Raw genomic sequence first — 19,017 nt, 5'->3', positions numbered from 1 at the left:
GCGATACCTCCGAACAGCAAACCAACGCCCAGCCACGGCCCTGTCAGCTTCCCTGCCTGAGTGGGAAACTCACGGCTTAGAAGGTTGCGCATGGCGTGCCGCTAATCCGCCGACGCTGGGCCGATGTCTGCAAGATGATCCAGAGTTTCCGGTGCCGATATCTGGCGCATGGCGGTGTCGATCGCTCTCAAACCAGAATGATGCTGGATCGCTAGAGCTGCTGGATACGAAGAGGTTTTCCTCTCATAGCTTCGCTTGGACTCTGCCATGGTTGAGCGGTGGGTTCTTCGTGCCGCATCGGCAGCGTCGAAGTCTCGCTTGAACCGCCGCACACTTACCTGTGTTCTGACCACCTGGCGGACTACAAGAAAACCACCGTAAAGCTGCGAAACGAGTGCCAGCGTGTAGAGAATGAAGGCGGCGAGGGTATCGCCATGGTCGGACATCCTGACAACCGTGCGCTCGCTACACGGCCTCAGCGCACTTCCGATGCACCATCTCCATATCGCGGGAGTCGTAGACCATGCCGTTCCGGTCGCGCACGGCGATCTTGTCCACAACGGTGTGCATCCGGGTTCCTGCCTCGTCGTTAAACCCGATGGCGGAGCCGTAGATCTGGGCCAGGCCCATGGGCTTAAACGCGTCGTTGCACGCCCAGTGATTTTTATTGAACGGGGAATCGATGTAGATGAGCTTGACCTCGCCAACGTACTGGTCCGCAAGCTCGGGTACGCGGGTCAGCGCTTCCAGAACATCACCGGACTCCCCTGTGATCATCAGGTTGTCCGTGGTGGGCTCTAGGTTTGCTTGCTCGGAGTAGACCGTTTGGGGGTCAGTCCCCGACTGGGGCATTTCAACGAAGTCGTCAAAAACCAGGGTGCGTTTCGCAGTATCGAGGGTCGCGGGGGTTGACCCAGCGATACCCGTACCGACCGGCCACTGTGGGGATCAGGGCTTTGTCCTTGTTGACCCAGGTCAGCTCCAGAAGCTGCTTTCGCGTCATTGTCTCCCAATTGGTACTTGCGTTTGAACTGTTCGTAGACTGCAGTATGTGAGCGATCGTCGTCCGTAGTGGACAATCGAACGTAACGCTAAGTGGCTGTGCGGTAATCGATTAAACCGGCGATGGTCGCGATCCGGTCGTCATTTTTGAGTCTGCCGCTACTGGGACCTAGCCCCGAAATCGTCTTGCGCCCGCAGCTCGGGCAGCGGTAACAGGGACACGGTGTGTACTTTATGTCATCTGCCCTCAGGTCGAGTCCTGGCTCAGGTGCGCACAGTGGTTTTGGGCTACTGGAGACTAACGATGTCTGGAGTGACTACTCGTGACCGGCGGCCCCGGCGAGCTCATGCCTCCCAGTGCATTTACTGGCTCATGAGACACGTGATTTGCGCATAAACGCGGGGTCAAAGACTTTGATCGCGCCGATTCGATCCAGCAGCTTCTCCAGCCTGCCGACGCTCTTGAAGCCCGCGTCGAGCTCCTCCTTGAGCTCGTCGAGGAACAGCGGTTCGATCGTCTTGAGGATGTTCGGCACCGACGTGTAGTGCTGCCCGAGGTCGGACCGCTTGCCCGGGGTGACGATCGCCTGGAACATCGAGCCGAAGATGTCAGGGTTGATCTCACTCCAGTCCAGCGCACCCAGGTCGAGCAGCAGTCCACGGGCGGTCTTGGTGAACGCTGGCACCACATGCTGACTGGTGACCTCGAAAAGTCGGCCGTTGACGTACGGGAACGCGGACAAGTAGCTTGCCTTGTCCTCGGGCCTCTCGGCGTCCAGGGCGTTGAACAGATCTGTCAGGAACTCCTGCACGTCTGACCCGTCGGCCTGGGTGTGCGACCCCACCGCGGTGGTGAACTGGCCGTCGTCGAAGATCCCGGTGTCCTCAGCGAAGAAGCAGAACAGGAGTCGGGTGAAGAACACGTTCAGCGCATGGCGGCCATGCTGCTCATCGATGAGGTCCGGGTTCGCCTGCAACAGCTCGTCGAACAGCTTTCCCATGCGCTCGGCAGCCTTGACGTCGGCGTGAGCCTCGGAGGTGTACTGCGCCTTCTCCATCCCGGCCCAGGGAAGGAAGAAGGTGAAGTGCTTGTCGATGTCGCGGATCGGGAAGACCTTGTTCTCGCCGGTCTTCATGTCGACCGCGACCAGCTCGTCGTAGTCGGTGGCGATGACGAACCGGGGGTTGTACCGAACGACGTCCGGTGATGTCCGCAGCTCCTCGACGTCAGCCAACGGCTCGCGGTCCGTCTCGCGGAAGTAGACGACATTCTTCTGCGCGACTTCGCGATCCTTGTCGACGGCGACGTTGAGCGACCCGTTACGCAGCCGGGTGACGTTCCCCTTCGGCTTCCCGTAGGCCAGGAGTAGGTCGAAGATGAACTCGCGGTCGTATGACTCGCGCCGCGCGAGCGGAGCGACCCGCTCCTCGACCGCTTTCAGATTCAGCCTTGCCACGCCTGGGGTCCCTTCGTCAGTTGCAGACCGGTAACTCGTCCAGTCGACTTGACGTATCTTCCCACTGCGTCCGGAACTCGACGTAGGAAGGCCTCAGTTGTGGACAGGGGTTCCTCGGAAGACCAGATCGCTTGGCTCGTGGGTAATCCGACCAGCCCAAGTCCAGGTCTACTCGTTCGCCTCACACCAGGCCGCCACCGCCGCGGCCAGTGCCTCGTCGTTGCCCACGCTCAGCTCGGCGGCCACGGCGTTGAAGCTGTCCACCAGCTCCTGCGGCACGTTCCCTCTCAGCTCGACCTTGTTCGACTTGTACGGAGCCGGTGCGGCGGCCAGCGCCTCGCGCTCCTTCTCGAACTCCTCGAACAGCTGCTGGTAGTGCTGCTGCAGCGGCTGCATCCGCTGGCCCGGCTCGAACCACTTGAGTCGCTTACACTTCTTCTGCTTGGAGCTGGCGATGCCGCGATTGTGGGCGTAGTCATTGCGCATGAACCCCAGGTCCCGCATCAGCGTCGAGCGCACTGCGCGGTCCGGGCAGCCGTGGATCTGCGCGAGACGGTGCCGGTAGTTCAGCTCCCATTCGGTGAAGAAGGTGACGACCCACCGGCCGGCCAGCTGGCTCTGGGTCGGCGTCTGAGTCTCGACCTCGAACTGCTCCATGTACTCCTGCATGCCCGCGACACCTGGGTGCACTGCCGCCAGCAGTTCCGAGAAGGGGATCGTCGTCGCCGATTCCTCGTCGGTGCTCTGGAACACCATCACGTCGAAGTGCTGCGGCGTCGCGCCGACCCGGTCCTTGCGGAAGTCGGTGACCCGCTCGTCCCACTGCTTACCCAGCAGCTCCATGACCCCGTGGTGGCCCAGCCGCGCGGTCACCACCATGGCCTTGAGGTCGCTGATCATCTCGCTCACGACCTCCTCTGCGGTCTCGGTATCCTCGACGCCCTCGTAAAGCCGCTGCCGCGCCTCTTTCGCCATGTCGAGTACTCCTGTGATCTGGTCCAGGCTCAGGTCGGCCGGGTCGATGGCGCGCACAGCATCGACGACCGGTTCGATCACCGCGCGCAGGTGCGAGCCCAGCGCGGGCTCGGCGACGTCCCAGTGACCAAGGATTGGAGAGGACATCGTTGCCGTGGCCAACTCGACGGCCTGCCCGTGCGGGAACGACTCCATCCCTCCGCTGCGCATGGCGTTGATCGTCATCTCGAACGGAACGGTGGCCTGGTCGAGGACGTGCTGCCAGCGCTGGGCCTGCTCTGCGGTGCTCATGCCGTTGACATTAGCCACGACGTCCGACAAGTCGCTGTCCGCAAGCCGGTCGGTCAGCGAGACACGCTCCGAGCGGCCGGCCTGTCAATTTCAGAAGACGGCTGCACTCTTTGCAGGTGTTTCGAGGGTGAGTGCAGTGGTCTTCTGACATCCTGATGTCAGAAGTGCGGTGCACGGTCGCACGTTCGGCTCTCGGTGACAGGGAGGCTTGTGATGGACCCTGACAAGCTCGACGTCGTGGAGACCGGTGTGCTGACCGCGTCGGGGGAGCGGTGGTCCCAGGCCGAGACCCGTTTCGCTGTCCTGGCTCCCTTGCTGGAGATGCATCCGGTGCGTTCGGAAGCGGTCGACGATGCCGCGCAGCGGTTGGGATTGTCCAGGCGGCAGGTCTACACGTTGGTCGGCAGGCTCAGGAACGGGACGGGGACAGTCACCGATCTTCTGACGAAGGTCTCGTCGGGTGGGCGTGGCCGCAGCCGAGTAACGGCCGAGGTCGAGGACGTGATCGGCGATCATCTCACCCGATATTTTCTTCACCGTCAGAAGCTCAGTGTCGCTGCGCTGCATCGACGTATCGCGTTGGCGTGCCACCGCGCGGGTCTGCCTGTGCCGGCCAGAAATACCGTCACCGCGCGTATCGCCGCGCTCCATCCGGCATCGGTGGCCAGGTCACGCGGAGGACCCGATGCCGCCCGCCCACGTCAGTCCGCCGGCGACAGTCCACCGACGGTGTCGGGGATTCTCGATCAGGTCCAGATCGACCACACCGTCGTCGATCTGATGGTCGTTGACGAGTACGAGCGGCAACCGATCGGCCGCCCCTACCTGACGATCGCCATCGATGTCTTCAGCCGTTCCGTACTTGGGTTCGTCGTCACTCTGGAGCCGCCGTCGTCGATATCGGTCGGGTTGTGCCTGGGCCGCGTGTGCTGCGAGAAACAGACATGGCTGGAGGCATGCGAGTTCGCGGAGCAGGTGCACTGGCCGATGGCAGGGAAGCCGAAACAGTTGTATCTCGACAACGCCTCCGAGTTCAAAAGCGAAGCGCTGCGTCGCGGATGCGCCCAGCACGCGATCACACTCGAATACCGTCCTCCGGGCCGACCGCACTACGGCGGGATCGTCGAACGCATCATCGGAACGGCGATGACGGCGGTGCACGAGCTGCCTGGGACCACCTTCTCGAACCCCGCGGACCGAGGAAGTTACGACTCGGACAAGCACGCGGCGTTGACATTGCGTGAGTTGGAGCGCTGGCTGGTCCTGGCCATAGCCTCGTATCACGCGAGCGTTCACACAGGGATCGGGAACACTCCGGCCGCCGTGTGGGCCGGCGCGGTCGCCGCAGTTGGTCATGCCCCTCGTGTGGTGCTCGGCGAAACCGCGTTCCTGGTGGACTTTCTTCCCGTCATCCGGCGACGTCTGACGCGCACGGGCTTCGTTCTCGATCACGTGCACTACTTCTCGAACGCGCTCAAACCGTGGGTTGCGCGGCGAGAGGATTTGGGGCGGTTCGTGATACGACGTGACCCACGCGATTTGAGCAGAATCTGGGTCCTCGAACCAGAGGGTGCCGGCTATGTCGAGGTGCCGTATCGGACGATGTCACATCCCGCGGTGACACTGTGGGAGCACAGAGCTGCTATCACTCGTCTCCGCGAACAAGGTCGGTCGAACGTCGATGAGAGCGCACTGTTTTCGATGATCGAGCAGATGCGCGAGGTCACCGACCGCTCGCAGAAAGCTACCCGCAAAGCCCGGCGCAACCGTGCCCGCCGTATGCATCTCACCGGCGTCGCGTCTGCACCGATCCCGGCGATTCACCCGCCGGAGGAGCCTCGAGCGGACGGCGGCACCGCAACGCCGGTCTTCAGCGACATCGAGGAATGGTGAGGCGATGACCGCATCGATGGGAAGCAGCGACGAACCCACCGAGTCGTCCGGCGAGGGTTTGGGGCACCTGCGGGAGTCGGTTCGACCGCTCACCGTACTCGACGATGCGGAGCGGATCCGGTTGATCCGGTCGGAGAGGTGGATCGGGTATCCGCAGGCTCGTACGGTCATCGACCATCTGGAGACGTTGCTGTCGTGGCCGGACCGGCAGCGTATGCCGAACCTACTGTTGCTCGGTCCGACGAACAACGGCAAGTCGATGATCATCGAAAAGTTCCGGCGCACTCATCCGCCGATCAGCTTGTCCGACCGCGAGCAGATACCGGTGTTGTGCATGCAGATGCCCCCGGACCCGTCACCTGGCCGGTTCTACCTCGCACTGCTCACAGCGTTGGGAACACCGACCCGACCACGCAATCGGGTCCACGAACTCGAACAGCAAGCATTGATGCTGCTCCGCGCCACCGGCGTACGGATGTTGATCATCGACGAGCTCCACAATGTTCTCGCCGGCCGCGACAACGTCCGCCGCGAATTCTTGAACGTGCTGCGATTCCTGGGCAACGAACTACGCATTCCTCTTGTCGCCGTCGGAACCCGCGACGCCTACCTCGCCATCCGGACCGATCCTCAGCTGGAGAACCGATTCCACCCCATGACTTTGCCGGTCTGGACCAACACGGCCGACGCCAGATCACTGCTGGCCAGCTTCACCACGAGCTTCCCCCTCCGCAAACCCTCGCACCTGACATCACCGGAGATGACCGACTACCTCCTCACTCGCTCCGAGGGCACCATCGGTGAACTGACAACGCTGCTCACTGCCGCAGCAGTGACCGCCGTCGACAGCGGAGAGGAAGCGATCACCTCATCGGTGCTCACGCGCACTCCGTACGTCGGCCCCACGGAGCGCCGCCGCCAGTTCGAGCGCCACCTCGCATGAACGCGCGGCTCGCACCTATGCCCGATGATGCGTACGTTCGCCCGTGGCCGCTGCACCCGCAGCCACTGCCAGGTGAGGCCCTCTCGTCCTGGTTGGCCCGGATATGCGAGCTGTATCCGCACATCAGGCCTTCTGACCTGCTCGCAGACCTCGATATCGATTGTGCTGTCGAGGATCTCGACCGCTACACACCGGAGCCGATACTTGCCGAGCTGGCCGTTCGCGGCGCAGTTCCGGTAGAGAGGGTACGGATGATGACGTTGGCGGGGTGGACACCGTGGCTGCTCGACAGCACCGACCCCGCCGACTGCGACTTCGACACCTACGTCCACCAATTTTCGATCCTGCTACCGGCCGACCTCGCGAGGGAGGATCGACGACGCCGCACACCCACGAGCGAGGCATGGTTGCCGTGGGCTAGCACTCCGCGCAGTCGGGCATGCCCGGCATGTGTCGACAGCCTCGAATCCACTGCTGATATCAACATGACTCTGCTGCGTCAATATCCGGTGCTGAGCAGCTGCCTCGACCACCGTTGTCGACTCGAACCCTGCTCTGCTTTCCCTGGTCATGCGATCTTCTGGGATCAGGTCCGGTTCGGTTCGGACGAACGGGTCTCGCCCGTTCCGGTTTCTTCAGCGGTCACGGACCTCGATCGGCGCAGCACCGAGGCTCTGACGACGGGATGGGTGGAACTCGGCTCAGGCCGGGTACATGCCGCAGTGTGGTTCCGGCTTCTGCGCACCGTCGTCGACGAAGTGTCCTCGCCACTGGTTCGCACCGGACGGTGGGCGACGAGACTCGTTGCGATATGGAGGGCCGCCGGTCGTTCTCGCCCGTTGCGGACCGCGTGGGTTCCGTTCGAGGACCTGCACTGGGACGAGCAGGCGAAAGTCCTCGAGGCCGCAGCGATCGGCATCGCGATGGTCGAGAGCGGTGAGATCAATGCCGGCGGTGCGCACGCATCTCTGCTGCGCCCACGACCCTATGAGCCGGTCGATCCCGGGACACCTCCGACGCGCTCGTCCTATCCCGCACCCGAGCGCGATTTATGGGCTGACGCGCACGCTGCAGCCGAGGCCGCCATCGAGGCAGCGCGCGTCGATCCCGCATCCGCCAGTTCGTTGTACAACTTCCTGCGCTGGGGGTGCCGCACCGCAGCGGAGCTGGATGAGACGGTGCGACTGTTCGTCGACCACGGGATCCCGCTGCAACATCCGCCGACGTAGTTCTCGCCCGATGGAGCGGGGTCGTCCGCGACGCACACGCGGCGATGGCCGACAAGGCCCGTTTTGGCGGCGGTGTCACAGTCACCAACGTTATTTGTGCGGTGACCGACGAGAATTTTCCTTCCCGCACCGTAGACCCACAAACCACCAGCTGAGCGTGGTTTTGGATCCAGAAAATGTGTCGGAGCTGCCCGCTACAGTCCTTTCCATGACAGAACGCCAGCCAGCAGACGGCCCGAACACTGTCCCAGCTGTCGTGTCGTGTGGCGCAGCGGTGTTTCCGGATCTGACGCCCGAGGTTGCCGCCCGGATAGAGCGGTCGATGGCTGCATCGCGGTCCGCCGGTACCCGCCGGGCTTACAGCTCGGCGTGGCGAGGCTTCGAGACCTGGTGCACCGCCACCGGACATGCCGCGTTGCCGGCGCATCCCGCCGTGGTGGCCGCGTATCTCGTCGCCGCGGCCGACACACTCACCGTCGACGGCACGCGGGCGTATGCGCCTGCGACATTCGGCAAATGGATTGCAGCGATCGCCGACCGCCACCGCAGCGCCGGCTACGACAACCCGTGCGGACACGAAATGGTGAAAGCGACTCTGGCAGGTGTTCGTCGGGATTATGCGTCGGCGGGGGAGCGGCCCCGCAACCCGCGGGCACCGCTGCTGACCTCCGACATCACCACGATCGTCGACCACGCGCGCCGCAGTGCTGTCGGGTGGGCGTCCGAGGTGCTCGAGCGCCGCGACACCGCGCTGCTGCTGATGGGCTTCACCGGCGCGTTTCGTCGCAGTGAACTCGTAGCGCTCGAATGCCGCGATGTCCGCCGCGACCGTCTCGACGGCGCGCACGTACAGATCCGGAAGTCCAAGACCGACCAGGCCGGCACCGGAGCAGTGAAAGCACTACCGTTCACCAACCGCCACGAGTCATGCCCGGTGTGCGCGTGGGTGCGATGGCTGCAGCTCGTCGCCGCGTTCGACACCGGCGGCAGAGTCGCCGTCATTCGGTTACTTTCCCGTGCAACACCATTCGACTCTCATGTGTGCCGGGGAGCATTGCCCGCCGCCGACAAATCTTCGCCGCTGTTCCGATCGGTCCGCAAGAATGGCAACCTCTCCGACACTGCGCTCTCCGGGGCTGCGGTGCACGCCGCGATCCGTCGCCGCGCCGCTCGCGCCGGCTTCGACCCCGAGACGGTCACACAGTTGGGTGGGCATTCGTTGCGGGCAGGATTCGTCACCCAAGCATTCCGCAACGGCGCAGACGCCCACGCCATCATGCGCCAGACCGGCCACACGACCCCTGGGATGGTCGAAATCTACGCCCGTGAGCACGCACCCATGCTCGGCAACGCCGTCACCGACCTCGGACTATGAAACCGGAACTAGGCGGAATTGCGTCCGATGCAACTGCGTTCCACCGCATAAGCTGATGCGACCTGGACGTTGACCGCGGTGTCATCCTATCCGTTGCCGGCTTTCCGTCTCGCCTGACCTGCGGCGACGGCAGTCAGACTAGACTTGATTCAACATTGTTGTGTTTAATGCAACGCATGGGCGAGACTGAGATTCCGGGTGCGGCGCATCTGGTGTTGACCGACGGGGTAGTGCATCTCGAGCCCGAACAGGCAGTGTTCGAAGCGATGCTGGCGGGGTGGGAACGTCAGCAACGAACGCGGTTTCTCAGTGACGAGGGGACGATCGCGCCGCGTTTGTCGCTGGTGCGTCGGATGGCCGAGTTCACCAATTCGTATCCGTGGCAATGGGAACCGGCGGACGGTGAAGATTTCATCGTGCATCTGCGGTCCTCGGTCCGGCGTAAGCCGATCGTGGTGTCGACCGCCCGGTCGTACGAGATGTCGATTTGCTTGTTCATGGAGTACGTCACCGACAGCCGCTACGGTTGGCCTGCGCAGTGCTGGGATCGGTTTTCGGTTGTGCCGCAACAGGTTTTTCACGAGGGAAACACGATCGCGCATGCTGCAGATTTCGAGGGCGGACCGGGGAGGCGGCCGCTGACCTACGACGAAGTGCAGACCTTGTTCGATGCCGCGGACGGCCGCGTCGAGCAGATCCGCAAGCTGGGCCGCAAAGGTTCGTTGACAGCGTTACGCGACGCCGCCCTGCTCAAGACCGTCTACGCCTACGGACTGCGCCGTCGAGAGGCCCGCGGGTTAGATCTCTCCGACCGACGCCGCGCACCGAAAGCAGCGCAGTACGGCCAGTACGGTGCTTGGTTCGTGCGGTGGGGGAAGGCATCGAAGGGAAGCCCGCCGAAGCGGCGCACCGTGTTGACGGTTCCGGAGATGGATTGGATCGTCGATGTGCTCGACCACTGGGTCGAGGAGGTTCGGCCATTGATGAAGCCGGGCGCGCTGACCGCGCTCTGGGTCAGCGAGCGCGCCGGTCGAATGTCACTGCGCAGCATCAACGATGCCTTCGAGCAAGTGCGTCAGGCGGCGGGGTTGCCGGTCGAACTCGACCTGCACTGTCTGCGGCATTCGTACGTCACGCATCTGGTGGAGTTCGACTACCCAGAACGGTTCGTCTCCGAACAGGTCGGTCACCGATACGCCTCGACGACCGCGATCTATACCGGTGTATCCGACGAGTACCGAACCCGACTAATACGCCGAGCGCTGCAGAGCCGCGACACTTTATGGAAGGGAGCGCCATGATCAAGAAGATGGGCTACCGCTGGAACCTGCGACGCCTGATGGCCGACCATGAGATGTTCCAGACCACCGAGCTGGGCCCGCTGCTCGCCGAGCGCGGGATTCACCTCTCCCGCGAACAGGTCTACCGGCTCGTCACCGCACCGCCGCAACGGTTGTCGATGGACACCCTCGCCGCGTTGTGCGACATCCTCGGGTGCACACCGAACGACCTCATCGAGATCGACGTCGTCAACACTGCTATCAAGAAGACGAGCAACGGCAGTACGGGTGAGCACCCAGCCCCGCCACGGGCACGACGCACCACCATCCGCCGACCAGAGACGACATGAGCCGACGGCCGGGAGTCGAGCCACGCCAAATCGTGCTCGAGCGAGCCGCCCATCACGTCAGAAACAGTGTTCCTGACCTCAGCCTCTGCGCCGCAATGGAATTCGTTGCCGAAGCGGTAGTCGACTCAACACTGAGACCGTTGGAAGCGCACCTTGCGCGGCATCCCGATGCGCTGACGTCGGGATCATCGAACACCCCAGTGGCAGTGCAGCGACTGGCCGCGCTACTCGTCGCGGCCGGACACACCACGGTCACGATTCCCAGTTGCCTACGATGCAAGGCCCCAAAGATCCTGCACCACATAGTCGACGGAGGTCGTGTCTGCGACAACTGCCGACGATATTTCCACTGCGCGCCGTGCAGTCGCTGCGGCAAGGATCGGTCGATCGCCAAACGCGACGACCACGGCAGACCACTGTGCAGCTCATGCGTCCCCCGCAAGAGGGGGCCATGCGGACAATGTGGGCGAGTGTTGGCGATCAAGGCGCGGCGGAGCGACGGCGCCGCATTGTGTCCGAATTGCTACCGCACTCCGCACTGCACCTGCATCCGGTGCGGGGAGGACGCGCCCACATACGCCCACACCGACGACGGCCCGATCTGCAAAAGCTGCTACACCCGGCCCAAGCGCCGCTGCGGTGGGTGCGGCGAAGTCAGGGGAATCGACCGCACCGCCCGAGGCACCGAACCTGATCTCTGCAACCGCTGCCTCACCCGACCACGACACCCATGCGTGATCTGCGGTGCGGCGCATCCAGCACATCCGGATGCCCAACAACCGGTATGTCTTCGCTGCCGCGACGACGGCCATGTCCTCGAACCCCAGCTCACCGAATCCCCGACACGAGTACGCCGGCGACAACACGAAACCGCCCACGACGCACTCGAGGCAAAGCTCCGCATCGTCCTCAGTCACCCGGAACACGGCATTGCCGAGCAACTTGTTCCGTTAATTGCCGTCTTCGCCCACGTCCCCAATCCGTCTTCGATGATGCGCTGGCTTCATCGACGCGCCGGCGGTGCGAAGTTGCTTCACGAGCTCGCTCAACGAGCCCACCACGAGTCCCTGAGCCATGAACTGCTCGACCAGTGCCCGCCGAGCTATGCTTTGCACCGACTGCGTGATCTGCTCGTCCACGCGGGAATTCTCGCGGAGCGCGACGAGTTGCTCGAGCGAATCGAACAGTGGCTCGAGCATGCCCTCGGTGAACGGCCCGCTCATCACATCGCACTCGTGCGACCATTCGCCACCTGGCACGTTCTGCGGCGTGCTCGCCGACGATCCAACCGACGGCCCGTCACGGTCAGCGCTGCCACTTACGTTCGGAGCCAAATCGCAATCAGTCTCGAATTCCTGACCTGGCTCGATGAACGCGGCAAGACACTGCCCACGACCGATCAAGCCGACATCGATGTTTGGCTCGACGGTGGCAGCGAATACCGTTACTTCGTAACCACATTCATAGAATGGTCGAAAGGAAGGAAGCTATGCTCCGACCTGACGGTGCCCCAAAGGCCGAGCGCCGACCCGTCGAACTTGCTCACCGAAGAAGACCGGTGGGACATGCTCGACAGGTGTCTTCACGACGACGAACTGCCTCTCGACGTCCGAGTCACGGGTGCGCTCGTCCTGCTTTACGGCCGCACAACCACCAGCATCGCTACGCTGACCTGTGGCCGCATCGACGTCGTCGACCAGGAGACCTACCTGCGTTTCGACGAAGGCCCCGCCTTGGTGCCACCTGCACTGGCCGCACTCCTGACCACCCTGCGAGACAACAGAGTCGGTCGCGAAACCTTCTACCAGACCGAACTCGCAACCCGATTTCTGTTTCCGGGAAGGTCCCCGGGCAGGCCAATGGCGTCTGCTGTCCTCGCACGCAAACTCCGCCACCACGGGATCGAACCGCTTCCTGCCCGCCACTCGGCTCGCTCGGCCTGGGCCCGCGACATCCCTGCCCCGATCGCCGCTGACCTACTCGGCGTCAACATATCTACAGCCACCAAATGGTCCAGTCGAACACGACGAGACTGGGCCGACTACCTGCTCGCTCGTTCCGAAGAGCAACAAGACGAATCATGAACGCCAAGCTGAAACAGTGAATGTGCACTTACACAACACATTCAAGGTCCTACCATCGAGCATTTCGACCAGGTTCGATCCGGGCATCGGGTCTCGACTACCTGTCCCTGTTTTCGGATACACCGACGAGTGGGCAGGTTACGTCGCCGGTGGCCCCCAAATGGGGTTGCGTCTACGATTCGGCGCTTGGGTAGGAAGCGACTGCTTCGACCTCGAACAGAATGTCGGGCATGGCCAAACCCGACACACCGATTACGGTCTGTGTCGGTGGCAGCTCCCCGCAGCTGTCATGGACAACACTTCCGATGATTCCGAGCTTCTCGAAATCCGGGCCGACGACGTAGGTTCTGAGTTGGACGATGTTGCTGTGGTCGAGCCCGTGCGAAGCCAGGGCCACGCCGAGGTTGGCGAATGCTTGTTTCACTTGGCCGGCGAAGTCGGCAGAGACGACCATGCCGTCCTTTCCGGATCCGTACTGACCGGAGACGAACACTAGGCCAGTACCGGCCGGCACTGCCGCAGTGTGACTGTAGCCGTAGGGAATTGGGTCGTGGAGCTCACTGGGGTTGATGACTGAGTGGGACATGGGTGTCACCCTTCTTGTTCGCCGAGCGCCGGCGGGTTGCCGGAAGTTTCGTGGGTATCAACTTGGAGGACGTACGCCAACTGGGAGATGACTACGTCGCGGTAATTCGTTGCAGGAAGAGGCAGGTGGCCGAGTACCGTTGGGTACAGCACGCCGACGATGTTTGCCACTGCGACTTCGACGATGGACTCGACATCGAAGCGCGGGTCGAATTGACCGCTCTCCACTCCTCGACGAACAGCGTCCGCGAAGGGTTCTCGGTACTGGGTCGCCAATGCTGTGGCGTGCTGCCGGAGTTCGGTGTCGTGGGCGGCTGCCGTCCAGAATTCCATGAGCATCCGCCAGGTCGGAACATCCGTTGCAAGGCCACGGTCCACCATCGCCACCAGTTGTTTCCATGGGTCATCGAATTGCGCCGTGAATTCGCGCATGGCTTCAACGGCAACGGAAGTGGCGCGTTGGAAAGCTTCGATCAACATGTCCTCGCGAGATCCGAAGTAGCCCTGCAAGGTGCTTACTGCGATACCGGAGGCCTCGGAGATATCTGCGTACCTGGTGCCGCTGTATCCGCGGACCGCCATAGTCGATATCACCTGATCGAGCACGAGGAGACGCTTGGGGCCACCTGCTCGTCGGTTGCGCACTGCGGCTTCGCTCATAGCCATACCGTATCACAATACGGTATGGCTAGCCGGTTCAACATCCGCCTTCGATCACGTCCACCGCCGCAAACGAGCCTCCGATTGACGTGACGGTGCGAATGGACGGGCTCGTACGGAACGGTTTCGCGCCCGCTGACAGACGGCGGGCAGATCTGAAGATGCTTGGGCTACGGGGGCGTCCACCTCGGCTCGACGTCACCAAGGCTGGGCGAGCGGTGCCTAAACTGTTGTAACAGCCAAACCGGGGAGGAAGTGTCACCGTTTCCGAACACTGCAACTTTGAATATCGACACTCCGCCAGTCAATCGAACGGAATTACGTTCGGCTCGGTGGCTTATGGCATCTCGGGTCTCGGCCGCTCCGCAGAACACACATGGGCATTGTTCTGCGACTGGTGCGCTGCCAGCGACCGGTCGTCGCTGCCTGCTACACCGTCCACACTGGCAGAGTTTCTTGACCACCACCCTGCCGCAGTCGCCACGCAGCGTCGTCGAGTATCGGCTGTCAACGCTGCCCACCGCAGTCGCGGTATGGCCGAACCCGGTCGCTCGGTCCCCATTCGGCTCGCTCTCGCAGAGCGCCGCCGGGAACGTCTCACCGAAATCCGTGGCTGCGCTGCATCGATCATCGACGGCATTCTGTCGTCTGGATGGCCATACGGGCTGTTCGGGCGACGTGATGCACTGATACTCACCTTGGTTTCTGCCGGACTGACTTACCGTGACATCAGCACTCTGCGCCGCGGCGACATCGAGGTCGCAGGGCCGGACCTGATCGTTTCCGGCCTGCACCGGGTCACCCCGACCATGCTCGGCAGTTACGGTGAGTCCGGTCCGGTGTCGGTGTACCGGCGCTGGGCGCAACTTCAGTCGATGTTCGATCGCTCCGCGAGTATCTCGATGCTCCGTGAATTTCTCGACCCCGATCGCTCACCTTCGATGTCTGAGTCTCCGGTGGTGACAGCGCAGCACGCGGAGGAGCCGCTTGTGGTTCGTATCGACCGCTGGGGCTACACACCCTGGACGCCGGAACCGCTCACAGTGCAGTCGCTGTCCGCACTGACGCGCGCTCACCTGAACGGTCGGCCGGCTGCGCATCGACCGCGCACCCTGTGGACGACGAACGACCCCGACAGTGCTGTTCTACAAGGAGCAGAACCAGGTCGATCGGGCTTCGTTCTGGACAATGCCTACTACGAGCACGGGATTCGTGCCCGGCGCGACGCACACATCCGCCTCGCCGAGCTCGACGATCGGTTCGACGACATCAATGACCGCGTCGACGATCTTTTGCGCACTCTCGTCGACATTCTCGACGAACACGACGGATGGGATCGCGGCGACTGTTGATGCTGTCTCTCGGGCAACTGGCATCGGCGGACTGATTGCACTGTCGGTGTGCTGTCGACCCATGGACACAGATGTCGACTTCCGTCACCGGCTCGATGTCTACGTCGATGAGTGGGTGCCCTTGGGTCGATGGCAGCACCGTCTTCGATACCCGACCGCCGAAACGACGAGACGACCGAAGGCGCGTCCAATTGTCGTCACAGTCATCGCAAACGACTACGAGTATGAGCCCCTGAGGGTGATATCAGCACATACCCATGGGGTACATCTGACCGTGTATACATCCGATGCTCGCTGGGTCGCCTCGGATAGCTAGGGGTCTCGGATCCTGCGACGTACGTGTCGTCGATATCCGTAATTTTCTGTGGGACACCCGACAGTGGGCTGCGGGTCGATTGGTTCTGGTGAGACGAGGAGACTGGTGTGATCGCTCGATGTCGCAGGTCGGACTCGGACTTCGATCCGGGGTACGTCGTGAGCGCCCCGACCTCCTTCGACTGCGGTCCAGCCACTCGGCCGGCCGTTCGACCAACATGCGGTTCGAGGCACCGCATCCAAACCTGGCCCGTGTCGGTGACGACTCGGTCTCAGCGAGAGGCCCGCGCGATCGTGTTGCCCGCCGGATCGTCGATCACGATCGAGTGGATGTCCTCGACAGAAAGGGACGTCGCGCCGGTCACCGCTGCTGCTCGGCTCGCGGTGACCGACCATTGAGCTGCTTGCTGTCGAGCCCCGTCGTTGCCGACCACCTGGAGAGTGAGGACGCCTGCGTCGGGGAGTTGTTGGACGTCGACGTCGATCGATGTGCCCCAGGCTTTCGTGGTGAGCTCGAGCTCACCTGTGGCCCCGATGGTGCTCGACAGAACGAGCGGGCGGGCTCCCGCATCGTTCACCGTTGTCGAATCGTCGGAGCGGGCGAGGCTACTGAGCGGGACGATCGCCGCAGCGACTCCCAGAACGAGGGTCGCCGACACCGCAGTCCACACTCGCCGCCGCCTCTTCTCGGAGGTCCGTTGCTGCCTCATCGCGCTCAGCAGGTGGTCGAGTCGCTGGTCTGCACCGGCCGTCGAGTGCACCGGTGAGAGATCTGCTGGCTGCCTTCGACGTCGAAGCACACCCGCGACGGGTGCCAGTACGTCGATTTCGGTTCGGCAGGCAAGGCAGTCGTCGAGATGTCGTCGTACCGCTGCTCGGTCGTCGCGCTCGAGTCCGTCGAGTACGTACGCCCCGAGCAGTGGTCGGATCTCGTCGTGCGCTGAGCTCATGGAATCAATCCCAACTCGTCGAAGATCCGGCGTAGGGCACGTACAGCGTAGTAGGAGCGGGACTTGACCGTGCCGACCGCGATATCGAGGTGTGCGGCCACTTCGGAGACGGTTCGGCCCTCGTAGTAGATGAGCACGATGACCGCTCGATGCTCCTCGGACAACCGGTGCAGCGACTCGTCTATGAGCCACCCGTCGAGGACCCCGCCCAATTCGTCGTCGATGCACTCGGCAGCGAGTGCGATCTGGTCGTGGACAAGAGTCGGCCTGCTCGTGCTCGCCCGCCACTGATCGGTGAGCACGTTTCGCGCGATCGTCATGAGATAGGACCGCGTCGATGCTGCTGTCACATCGATGCGGTCGATCCCGCGCCACGCACGCAACATCGTCTCCTGGACGATGTCCTCGCACTGCTCGCGGGTCTGGGTGTAGCGGCTGACGAATCGAGTCACTGCATGCTGGTGCTCGCGGAAGAGCGCCGACATGGCAACTTCGGACGCATCGACGAGCTGATGGTTCTGCTGTGAGCCGGATTCGACACCGTCCACCTAACTGCCCGAGCCGGAAGCGGCATCGGTGAAACCGGTCGTGGCGGCCTCGACCATGTCGAGAACGGGATTGGTCGGCGAGATCGAATGCCGAGCAGCGAGTACACGGATATCGGGATGAGCCACGTGAACGATCCCTTCGGAGTCCTGCCACGCCACGTATCGGGCGGGGAGGTCGATCCCCATGGTCTGCTGCGCTCCGACCAGCGCAGTCGAGACCGCAGGATTACCGACGTAGGTGACCATGGTGGGCCTCAGAGGTGTCTCGGCAGCGGCGGACGCGAGATCGACGGTGGCGACTGTGGGCTGATTCTTGGCCGCGAACGCTGCCTCGTATCGAGCGATGGACGCAGCAACCGATGCATCACTGGTCTTTTCGACCAGGTATCTCGGCGCTGTGGACACATCGGTGCCCTCTGCAGCGGCCGCCGAGGATCCCGTCGCATCGGACGCGGTGGATGCCGACCCGGCCCGGAGTCCGTCGAGGGCGTCGGACGACACCGGGATACCAGCGAGCGCCGCGATGTACTCCGCGGAGTTGTATGCCAGAAACACCGTCCCGTTGGCAGCCTGCCAGACCAGGTACTTCTGTGGAAGGTCGATCGCGGCCCGTTGATCCGCGGTGATCAACGGCGACGCCGCCTTCGGATTCCCCCCGATCACCACGGTGGTCGGACGGATCGTCTTACCTGTTCCCTGTGCCAACTTCTCGAAATCCACAGTGGCTGCCACAGTCCCCACCGTCTCGAGCGCGCGCTGGACCCGAGAGACCGTGTCACTCACGGAGTAGTTGCTGGCGTACACCACCAGACCGGGTTCGGACGGTGCTGCATCAGGTGTTGAGGCGCTCGGATCCGCCGACGTGGACACCGGAGTACTCGACACAGCGACCGAACCGGTGGGTTCGGTGGAACCGCACCCGGCGAGGGCGATCATCGCCGCCGACGCCAGGAGCGACGTTGCCATACGGAACCTTGAAGTGTTCATCACGTGTCCTGTCCTCGGGCCCACGACTGCTGTGGGCTTCACTGTGGTGTACGCACACCGAGCCTGAGGGGTTCACCCGAACCGAAGATCCTCCGGCGATTGCTCCCCGCAATCTCGGTGCCACTCGGCGCGGAACGCGCTGGCTCTGCGCTCGCCGCCTCACATCAGTCCGTCGCTCAGTTTCCGGACTCATTCCAGAAAAGTCATGCATACTGGTCGATGTGAGCTCATCGTCGAACTACTCGGAGATGCTGCGTAGTGCTGCGCTCAGAGTCACCCGCCCCCGTCTGGCGGTGCTCGACGTGGTGCACGAACATCCGCACGTCGACACCGACACCGTCTACGGAGCCGTTCGGGCCACCCTGCCCGACGTCTCGCGCCAGGCCGTGTACGACGTGCTCCGCGCTCTGACCATCGCGGGACTGGTCCGGCGCATTCAGCCGTCGGGTTCGGTCTCCCGGTACGAGAGCAGGATCGGCGACAATCATCACCATCTCGTGTGCCGCAAGTGCGGCGCGATCGCCGATGTGGAGTGCGCCGTCGGCGAGGCTCCGTGCCTCACTCCGTCGGAGGCCCCTGGTTTCGTCGTCGACGAGGCAGAGGTCATCTACTGGGGCCTGTGCGAGAACTGCTCCACCAGCGTCAGCCCCTGATGTCGCGGCGCGGGAGCGCCGCGGAAATCAGATCATTCACCATCTTCTGGAGGGAAACTCGTGTCCGAGGACCACACAACACGCGAAA

At 63.1% G+C, this 19,017-nt stretch carries 17 protein-coding genes and 2 pseudogenes; 9 read left to right on the top strand and 10 right to left on the bottom strand.

The window, feature by feature from the left end:
* Nucleotides 1-101: 101 nt before the first annotated feature.
* The 4 genes and pseudogenes from AC1L34_RS07060 to AC1L34_RS07045 form a co-directional block, all read right to left on the bottom strand.
* The gene (locus AC1L34_RS07060; protein WP_480035227.1) at nt 102-446 is read right to left on the bottom strand and encodes a hypothetical protein; all 345 of its coding nucleotides are present in this window, start codon (nt 444-446) and stop codon (nt 102-104) included.
* A gap of 220 nt (nt 447-666) precedes the next feature.
* Nucleotides 667-1,003, bottom strand: a pseudogene (locus AC1L34_RS07055) (site-specific DNA-methyltransferase); the annotation flags it as partial.
* 397 nt (nt 1,004-1,400) lie between these two features.
* Nucleotides 1,401-2,459: pseudogene (locus AC1L34_RS07050) on the bottom strand (type IIL restriction-modification enzyme MmeI); the annotation flags it as partial.
* A 168-nt stretch (nt 2,460-2,627) separates the two neighbouring features.
* A complete protein-coding gene (locus AC1L34_RS07045) occupies nt 2,628-3,725 on the bottom strand; it encodes a hypothetical protein (RefSeq protein ID WP_480035226.1) in 1,098 nt (365 codons plus the stop codon).
* 213 nt (nt 3,726-3,938) lie between these two features.
* Between AC1L34_RS07045 and AC1L34_RS07040 the strand changes: the two genes are divergently transcribed.
* The 6 genes from AC1L34_RS07040 (at nt 3,939) to AC1L34_RS07015 (ending at nt 10,795) form a co-directional block, all read left to right on the top strand.
* On the top strand, nt 3,939-5,618 hold the full coding sequence (locus tag AC1L34_RS07040; protein ID WP_006898165.1) for a Mu transposase C-terminal domain-containing protein: 1,680 nt from the start codon (nt 3,939-3,941) through the stop codon (nt 5,616-5,618).
* A 4-nt stretch (nt 5,619-5,622) separates the two neighbouring features.
* The gene (locus tag AC1L34_RS07035) at nt 5,623-6,561 is read left to right on the top strand and encodes a TniB family NTP-binding protein (protein ID WP_094610788.1); all 939 of its coding nucleotides are present in this window, start codon (nt 5,623-5,625) and stop codon (nt 6,559-6,561) included.
* 17 nt (nt 6,562-6,578) lie between these two features.
* Nucleotides 6,579-7,790 (top strand): TniQ family protein, encoded by a 1,212-nt coding sequence (locus AC1L34_RS07030; RefSeq protein WP_006898167.1) that lies wholly within the window; start codon nt 6,579-6,581, stop codon nt 7,788-7,790.
* Between the two features lie 208 nt (nt 7,791-7,998).
* Nucleotides 7,999-9,165 (top strand): site-specific integrase, encoded by a 1,167-nt coding sequence (locus tag AC1L34_RS07025; RefSeq protein ID WP_039868144.1) that lies wholly within the window; start codon nt 7,999-8,001, stop codon nt 9,163-9,165.
* 176 nt (nt 9,166-9,341) lie between these two features.
* Nucleotides 9,342-10,466, top strand: coding sequence for a tyrosine-type recombinase/integrase (locus AC1L34_RS07020; RefSeq protein ID WP_006898169.1), 1,125 nt, complete (start codon nt 9,342-9,344; stop codon nt 10,464-10,466).
* Nucleotides 10,463-10,795: a helix-turn-helix domain-containing protein gene (locus tag AC1L34_RS07015; RefSeq protein WP_006898170.1), complete on the top strand. Its 333-nt coding sequence runs from the start codon at nt 10,463-10,465 to the stop codon at nt 10,793-10,795. The genes AC1L34_RS07020 and AC1L34_RS07015 overlap by 4 nt, the downstream gene beginning before the upstream one ends.
* A 950-nt stretch (nt 10,796-11,745) precedes the next feature.
* On the opposite strand, the gene AC1L34_RS07010 is transcribed toward AC1L34_RS07015, so the two are convergent.
* Nucleotides 11,746-12,018 carry a hypothetical protein gene (locus AC1L34_RS07010; RefSeq protein WP_039868146.1) on the bottom strand — a complete coding sequence of 91 codons (273 nt, stop codon included), beginning with the start codon at nt 12,016-12,018 and terminating at the stop codon, nt 11,746-11,748.
* A gap of 342 nt (nt 12,019-12,360) precedes the next feature.
* Here AC1L34_RS07010 and AC1L34_RS07005 point away from each other — a divergent pair, with 342 nt between their 5' ends.
* A complete protein-coding gene (locus tag AC1L34_RS07005; protein WP_143544392.1) occupies nt 12,361-12,879 on the top strand; it encodes a hypothetical protein in 519 nt (172 codons plus the stop codon).
* A 172-nt stretch (nt 12,880-13,051) separates the two neighbouring features.
* Here the strand turns inward: AC1L34_RS07005 and AC1L34_RS07000 are convergent, their stop codons facing one another.
* Entirely contained in the window at nt 13,052-13,465 is a 414-nt protein-coding gene (locus AC1L34_RS07000; RefSeq protein WP_006898173.1) for a RidA family protein, read from the bottom strand.
* A 5-nt stretch (nt 13,466-13,470) separates the two neighbouring features.
* Complete coding sequence (locus AC1L34_RS06995) at nt 13,471-14,124, bottom strand: TetR/AcrR family transcriptional regulator (protein ID WP_101841652.1); 654 nt, start codon at nt 14,122-14,124, stop codon at nt 13,471-13,473.
* Between the two features lie 332 nt (nt 14,125-14,456).
* Between AC1L34_RS06995 and AC1L34_RS06990 the strand changes: the two genes are divergently transcribed.
* Nucleotides 14,457-15,476 (top strand): recombinase, encoded by a 1,020-nt coding sequence (locus AC1L34_RS06990; RefSeq protein ID WP_151097328.1) that lies wholly within the window; start codon nt 14,457-14,459, stop codon nt 15,474-15,476.
* A gap of 587 nt (nt 15,477-16,063) precedes the next feature.
* Here the strand turns inward: AC1L34_RS06990 and AC1L34_RS06985 are convergent.
* From AC1L34_RS06985 to AC1L34_RS06975, 3 genes are read right to left on the bottom strand one after another with little or no spacing between them, the layout of a single operon-like run.
* Nucleotides 16,064-16,741, bottom strand: a complete 678-nt coding sequence (locus AC1L34_RS06985; protein WP_081598158.1) for a zf-HC2 domain-containing protein — start codon at nt 16,739-16,741, stop codon at nt 16,064-16,066.
* Nucleotides 16,738-17,289, bottom strand: coding sequence for a sigma-70 family RNA polymerase sigma factor (locus AC1L34_RS06980; RefSeq protein ID WP_006898178.1), 552 nt, complete (start codon nt 17,287-17,289; stop codon nt 16,738-16,740). The genes AC1L34_RS06985 and AC1L34_RS06980 overlap by 4 nt, the downstream gene beginning before the upstream one ends.
* On the bottom strand, nt 17,290-18,255 hold the full coding sequence (locus AC1L34_RS06975) for a DUF302 domain-containing protein (RefSeq protein WP_039868152.1): 966 nt from the start codon (nt 18,253-18,255) through the stop codon (nt 17,290-17,292).
* Between the two features lie 269 nt (nt 18,256-18,524).
* On the opposite strand from AC1L34_RS06975, the gene AC1L34_RS06970 reads away from it, so the two are divergent.
* Nucleotides 18,525-18,929: a Fur family transcriptional regulator gene (locus tag AC1L34_RS06970; RefSeq protein WP_006898181.1), complete on the top strand. Its 405-nt coding sequence runs from the start codon at nt 18,525-18,527 to the stop codon at nt 18,927-18,929.
* The last annotated feature ends 88 nt before the right edge of the window (nt 18,930-19,017 follow it).

The organism is Gordonia sp. 34D, from assembly GCF_056682775.1.
Note: the sequence above shows the minus strand (reverse complement) of the source record. Positions and strands in the feature narration are given on the sequence as shown.